General features: G+C 51.2%; 1 protein-coding gene. It reads left to right on the forward strand.

Annotated elements, in window-relative coordinates; all coding sequences use genetic code 11:
* Window positions 1-114: 114 nt before the first annotated feature.
* On the forward strand, window positions 115-6842 hold a 6728-nt coding region (locus B9Y59_RS15610), incomplete at its 3' end, for a glycoside hydrolase family 97 N-terminal domain-containing protein (protein ID WP_158088915.1).

Raw genomic sequence — 6842 nt, forward strand, 5'->3', positions numbered from 1 at the left:
CTAAAAGAAGAAGTGAATATGGAACACTTTTGGAACACTCTGTTTTATATAATAAAGTCCAGGCCAAAGTATTCAGAATTTTGTGCCAAAAATCCAAGAAGGGAGAAAGGGATCATGAGAAAAAGAACATGGCGGTCTGCACTTGCCTTGCTCCTGGTATTTGCGCTTGTATTTACCAGTGGGCTTCCCGCGGTCGCGAAGACTGAGGAAAACCGTGCAGATCCAACAGAGACAGCCGCCGTATATCTCAGCGATATGGAATGGACATCCGCTGAGGATGGATGGTGGCAGGTCCGTAAGGACAGAGATGTCAACGTACATAAGATTGTCCTGACGGACGAAAATGGGGAGGAGGTTTCCTTTGAAAAGGGCCTCGGTACGAGTGGTAACGCAACGATCGTCTATGACCTGACCGGCTATGGTGCGCTGCGTTTCCAGGCACAAATTGCCATTCAGTCGGATAACTGGTGGGGAGGAACAAACTTCACACTGAAGGCGGATGGCGAGACGTTCTATACGAAGAATTTGACCAGCAGCAAAGGGATTATACCGGTGGATGTGGAAATTCCAGAAGGCACAACCGTGCTGACGATGGAAAACTCCGGTGGTTCTAATTCCGTTTGGGCGGAAGCACAGATTATCTGCGACCGCGCTGTGATGGACCGTCTGAAGACATTGTCCGTACAGCCGGAAGAGCCGGCTGTTGCAGTAGGGGACAGCACCAATCTGGTGATCTCCGCGTATTCCAACGGTCAGGAGAGCATTGCAATCACCCCGGAACAGTGCACATATTCCAGTAACAATCCGGAGATTGCAACCATTGATCCGGATACGGGTGTCATTACCGGCGTTGCAAACGGCATTGCAACGATGACTTGTACAGTGGTGGATGCGGTCGATTCGAGCATCAGCCGTACAGCGACCTGTGAGATCATTGTTGGCGAAGGGAAAGAGGGCGCAACTTGGTCGGTTGCATCGCCCGACGAGAATATCTCCGCACTGTTCTTTATGGACGCTGAGGGCGCTGTCCGCTTCTTCACGACATATGCAGGAAAAACCGTTGTTTCCAGCTCCCCCACGGGACTGGTAACGAACGTTGGCGATTTCCGCGACGGCCTCACCTTTGTGAGCCGTGAGGATGAAGAGGTTACGGACTCCTATGACCTGATCGGCGCTAAAGTGGACCATGTGGACGCTACGGGCAACCAGATGACGCTGAACTTTACAAAGGGCGGCGCTTCCTATAGCATCATCGTTCGTGTGTACGACGATGGCATGGCGTTCCGTTATGTGATTGAAACCGAAGATGGCGAGGAACTCACCATTTCGGAAGAGAATTCTGGATTCCAGCTTGCAAGCGGTTCTGTTGCACAGGCGATGGAATATGAATATGCAAATGAATCCGTTGCACAAGAGGAAGAGGCCCATAAGCTTCGCGGCAGCTACTGCATGCCGCTCCTCTATGAAACCACCGATGGCGTTTGGGCGCTGCTCTCCGAGGCAGACCTGAATTCTACCTATTGTGGCGCACAGCTTGTAGGCGATGGCACTGGTCTGTTGAATGTTGCCTTTACTCCGGAACAGACCGACGACGTCGTGACAACCGCTCCGTTTACATCTCCTTGGCGTTTTGCCGTCATCGGTTCCCCGAAGACGATTGCAGAAAATACCATGGCGGAGACCTTGAGCGAGGACTGCAAGTTGGAAGATACCGGCTGGGTAGAGTCTGGTACAGTTGACTGGACTTGGCTCAATGGCGACCTTCGTCATACAGACCCGGATGTGGATTTCGAGAACGAAGCTTTTGAAATCTATAAAGATTATGTCGACTTCGCAGTAGAGATGGGCTGGGAATATCAGCTGCTCGACGAAGGCTGGCAGAGAAAGAATACGGACCCGAATGATAGCTCCATTTATAAGGGCTATTATGACTGGACCGAAGATCTGATCCAGTATGCCAACGAAAAGGGCGTTGGCTTGATTGTTTGGGCGAACAGCTCCGACCTGAAGACCCCAGAACAGCAGGAAGAGCGCATTTCTGAATGGGCAGAGATGGGCTTCAAGGGCGTCAAGCCGGACTTCTTTGATTCCCAGGATCAGGCAACGATTCTGCAAATCGAAAACCTGGCAAAGACTACAGCGAAATACAATATGCTGTTAAACGTGCACGGCGCTGGTAAGCCAACTGGCGAACGCCGCACCTATCCAAACGTTATTTCCCGTGAAGCGGTGTTTGGCGCAGAGCAGTATGACTTTATTCCTGATAATGTCAGTGCACGCCATAACTGCACGCTTCCGTTTACCCGCAATGCAGTAGGACCAATGGATTATACCCCCATGGCTTCCTATGGCGCGAGCGGCGATTATCGTCAGTTTACCTTGGCGCATATGGCTGCCCTGCCGGTCGTATTTGAAGCTGGCGTGCAGTGCATGGCGGACAAGCCGGACGTTTATCGTGCGCATCCGGCCTATGAGCATTACTTTAAGAACATGCCTTCCGAGTGGGAAGAATCCATTCTTGTAGATGGAGAACCCGCGGATTATGTGAACTTCGCCCGTAGAAATGGGGACGACTGGTATCAGGGAATGATCTGTGATAATGCTCGCAATGCAGAGTTCTCATTGGATTTCCTCGGTGAAGGAACCTATACTGCCTACATCTATACGGATGGCGAAGATCCGATGGAGACCGTCGATGCGGAAACCCGCACGGTTACTAAGAACGACACGCTGAACATTGCGCTTGCTGAAACAGGCGGCGCAGCGATTCACTATGTGAAGACCGAGGATGCACCGGTTTGGGATACGACCGCAGAGTATCGAATCCTGACCTCCTTGAAGGATGCAGGAATTGAAGTATACGGCGGCAATACCAGCGCTGGAGCAAAGGTGGATCTGTGGTGGAACTACAATCCGGGAGATGCACTGTGCTGGCGTTTGATTCCGGATGCAAATCAGGAATACTATCGCATCCAGCCCAAGAACACGACTGCTACCGTTTTGATGCCGACCGGTTCTGCGCCGGAAGTCGGTACAGCTTTGACCCTCGGGAACATTGACAATGCGGATGATTCCCAGCTGTGGAAGATCGTAGATACCGGAAACGGTACGTATCGAATTCTGAATAAGAAGGCCGAGCTGGCAGGCACGCCGCTTTACATTGCTCTCGACGGCGATGATACAACGGATGGAACGCTCATTGTTCTGGCCAATGAAGATTCTATTTCCAACCAGTGGAAGTTGGTACAGGAAGCAAAGCCAGAGCCGGAGCCACAGGACCCGGTTGTGGAGTTGGCAGTTGACCAAACATTGTTGAATGTGGGCGATGTCACCAAGGTATCGGCTTCCGCATGGGACAACTATGGTGAGGCAATTGAAGATTATACCGTAGAAAGCAGCAATTCCTCCATCTTGGAGGTTAGTAAGACCAATTCTGGAATCACTGCAGAAGCAAAGAGCAACGGCACGGCCTCTGTTGTGTTTAAAGCAGAATTGGAAGATGGTTCTACACTCGAGTCCTATGTCCAAGTGGTTGTTGGGACCGAGCCGGTTGAAGGCAGCATTTTTGAAGTGACGGCACCGGCTGCAGATGTAAAGGCACTGGTTGCTTATGACGCTTCTTATGGCGCTGTTTCGTATCTCGCCATAAAGGATGGCGAAGTAATGGCTGGCGTATCCCCGACTGGCCTGATGACCAACATGGGTGATTTCCGAAGCGGATTGGTTCTGGGACAAGTTTCTTCCAAGAGCGGAAACGATTCCTATGATCTAATCGGCGGTAAAGTAAAGCACGTAGACAAGGATTACAACGAGACAACCTTCCCGTTCACCAAGGATGGGGTAAGTTACAGCATTCTTGTTCGCGCCTATGATGAGGGCGTTGCTCTCCGCTATGCAATCGACGGAAACGGCGATGAACTGGAGATCACAGAGGAATTCACTGGATTCCAGCTCCCCGAAGGTTACCAGAAGTTCTGGGGTCAGAGCTGCGGCGACAATTCCAGCGTTGCAAACGAATGGCCGCACAGAGAATGGGGAAGCTATTCCGATCTGGATGGCCAGCTGTTCAATATGCCGCTGTTGTATGAGACGGAAAGTGGCAGCTATGGTCTCTATTCTGAGGCGGATATCATGACAGGAACCTATTGTGGTTCTGTGCTGGAGGGCGGCGAGGATACGATGCTCTCCGTGAAATTTGCACCTGAGCAGGATGCAGAGGGACCGGTGGTCACTACTGCACCGTTCACTTCTCCGTGGCGCTTCCTGGTGATGGGCGATCTGGCGGACATCATGGACAATACGATGCCGGAAAACCTGAGCCCGGACAATGCAATCGGAGACACCAGCTGGGTTGAATCCGGCGTATCCAACTGGACATGGCTGAATGGCGATCTGCGCCATGACCAGATTCCGGCTGATAAATTTGAGACAGAAGGCCTGCGTATTTACAAGGAATATGTAGATTTCGCAGCGGAAATGGGCTGGCAGTATCAGCTTTTGGACGAAGGCTGGATGGTGCCGTATGAGCGCACTGAGAACAAAGAAGAGCAGCCCGGTTATGATCCGGATGCGCCGGCTGGCCAGCGTTATCTCGGCTATTATTCCTGGACAGAAGAATTAGTTGAGTATGCAAAGAGCAAGGGCATTAAGCTTTTGGTCTGGGTACACAAAAACGATATTGTGACAGAAAAACAACGTGAGCGCATTGACTACTGGGCAGAGCTCGGAATTGCTGGTATTAAGCCGGACTTCTTCGATTCTGCAACGCAATCCATGATGCAGTTGTACGATGCCCTGCTGAAGCAAACTGCCGAGAATCATATGATTATCAACCTACATGGCACTGTAAAACCGGCAGGCGAACGCCGCACCTATCCCCATGCTCTAACAAGAGAAGGCGTCGGTGGTGCAGAAGGTTACGCCGTAAGTGACTGGCGTGATCCGAACGATTACGGCGGCGGTACTTATCCGTGGGGCGGCGATTTGACGGCTGCGAATAACTGTGTTATTCCATTTACAAGAGGCGCAGTTGGTCCGTTGGATTATACTCCTATGGCATCTTTTGGTGCTTTGAACAATGTACGTTTCGGCCCGACAGACCCGGATACTGGAAAACCACAGGAATTTGACAACCCGCCGATGTTTACCTTGGCACATATGTATGCGCTGCCGATCATCTATGAAAGTGGCATTCAGTGCTTGGCGGATAAACCATCGGTTTATAAGGCGATTCCTTTCTATGAGGAATATTGGAGCAGTATGCCGGCCTCTTGGGATGAGAGTAAGCTGATCGGTGGCGAAGTTGGCGAGCTGGTAGAAATGGCACGCCGCAATGGCGACGATTGGTATTTAGGTGTCATTTGTGCATTCGAAGAGACGAAACCGGTGGACATCGATCTCGATTTCTTGGGCGATGGCACTTATACAGCATATATTTACAGAGATAATCCGGACAATCCGCTGGATTTGGATGAACCGTTGAACGGCGTGATCGCAGAAACGAAAACAGTCACAAGTGCAGATACTTTGACCATTGACCTTGCTGGTCTGGATACCCCGGTTCTGGAGTATGAATTTAAGCAGGCAGATGGTTCGACGGTCACTGCACATAGCCGCAGCGATTTGACGACCTCTGGCGGCGCAGCGATTAAGTTTGTGAAGAACACAACCCCGACCGAGCATATGTTGACAGTAAGCTACCCGACAACGGTGAAGCTTTCGATCGATGGGGAAGAGCAGACGATTGCAAACCTGATCGGCGCATATAAAGATGTCGTAATGGCAAACACGAATCTCGACCTGACCTTTGAGCCGAGAGTCGAAGGCAGAGAGATCGCAGGCGTGACAGTCAATGGCGAGCCGGTAGAGGCGTTTGATGTCAATGAGTATGTATACAGCCTGGCAATGCCGAATGCAGACACCACGATTGAACTGGGCTTCACGATCGTAGATAAAGAAAATCTGCGCGAAGTGATCACGATCGCAGAGAGCGAGAGCGTGAAAGCGCAGGTAGCGGCGGCAGTCCCGTCGGTACAGAAGAAGTACAAGAATGCGTTGCAGGCAGCGAAAGCGATCGAAGAAAAGAAGACCGCAAGCCAGGACGAGATCAACAACGCGATGTTTGAGCTGATCGAGGCATTGCAGTATCTGAGCTTTACAGCGGGCGACAAGAGCCAGCTGGAAATCCCGATGGAGATTGCAGAGAGCATCAATCGAGAGAACTTCACGCCGGAGAGCGTACAGGCGCTGGACGACGCATACAAGGCGGCAGAGGACCTGATGGACGACGAGGAAGTACTGGAAGCAGACATCCAGGCAGCGGCAGAAGCACTGTATGAAGCGCTTAATAAACTGGTCTTCCGTGCAGATAGGACGGATCTGGAAGCTTTGGTAGCAGAAGGCAAGAAAATTGTAGAGAATGCTTCGAAGTACATCCAGGATGAAACATGGGCTACCTTTAAAACCGTCCTAGGCGATGCAGAAACTCTGTTGGAAAATGACAATGCAACCCAGGAGGCAGTGGATGAGAAGGCCGAAGAACTGCTCAATGCGATTACAGCACTGCGTATGATTCCGAACAAGGACGCTTTGAAAGACCTGATTGGAAAAGCAGAGGCAGTGAACACCAGCAAGTACACAGCAAAGAGCGTGGCAGCGATGCAGAAGGCATTGAGCAACGCAAAGGTTGTGTTGAACAATGAAGCAGCGACCGAAGAAGAGGTCAAGAGTGCCGTAGAAGCACTGGAAGCAAGCATCCAGAACCTGGAGACAAAGACGACGACAGCGAAGAAGAGCGGCTCCACATCGAGAAATGTAAGCAACACATATGGAGCAGCGGGTGT

It is taken from the genome of Anaeromassilibacillus sp. Marseille-P3371, assembly GCF_900169665.1.
Lineage (GTDB): Bacteria > Bacillota > Clostridia > Oscillospirales > Acutalibacteraceae > Anaeromassilibacillus.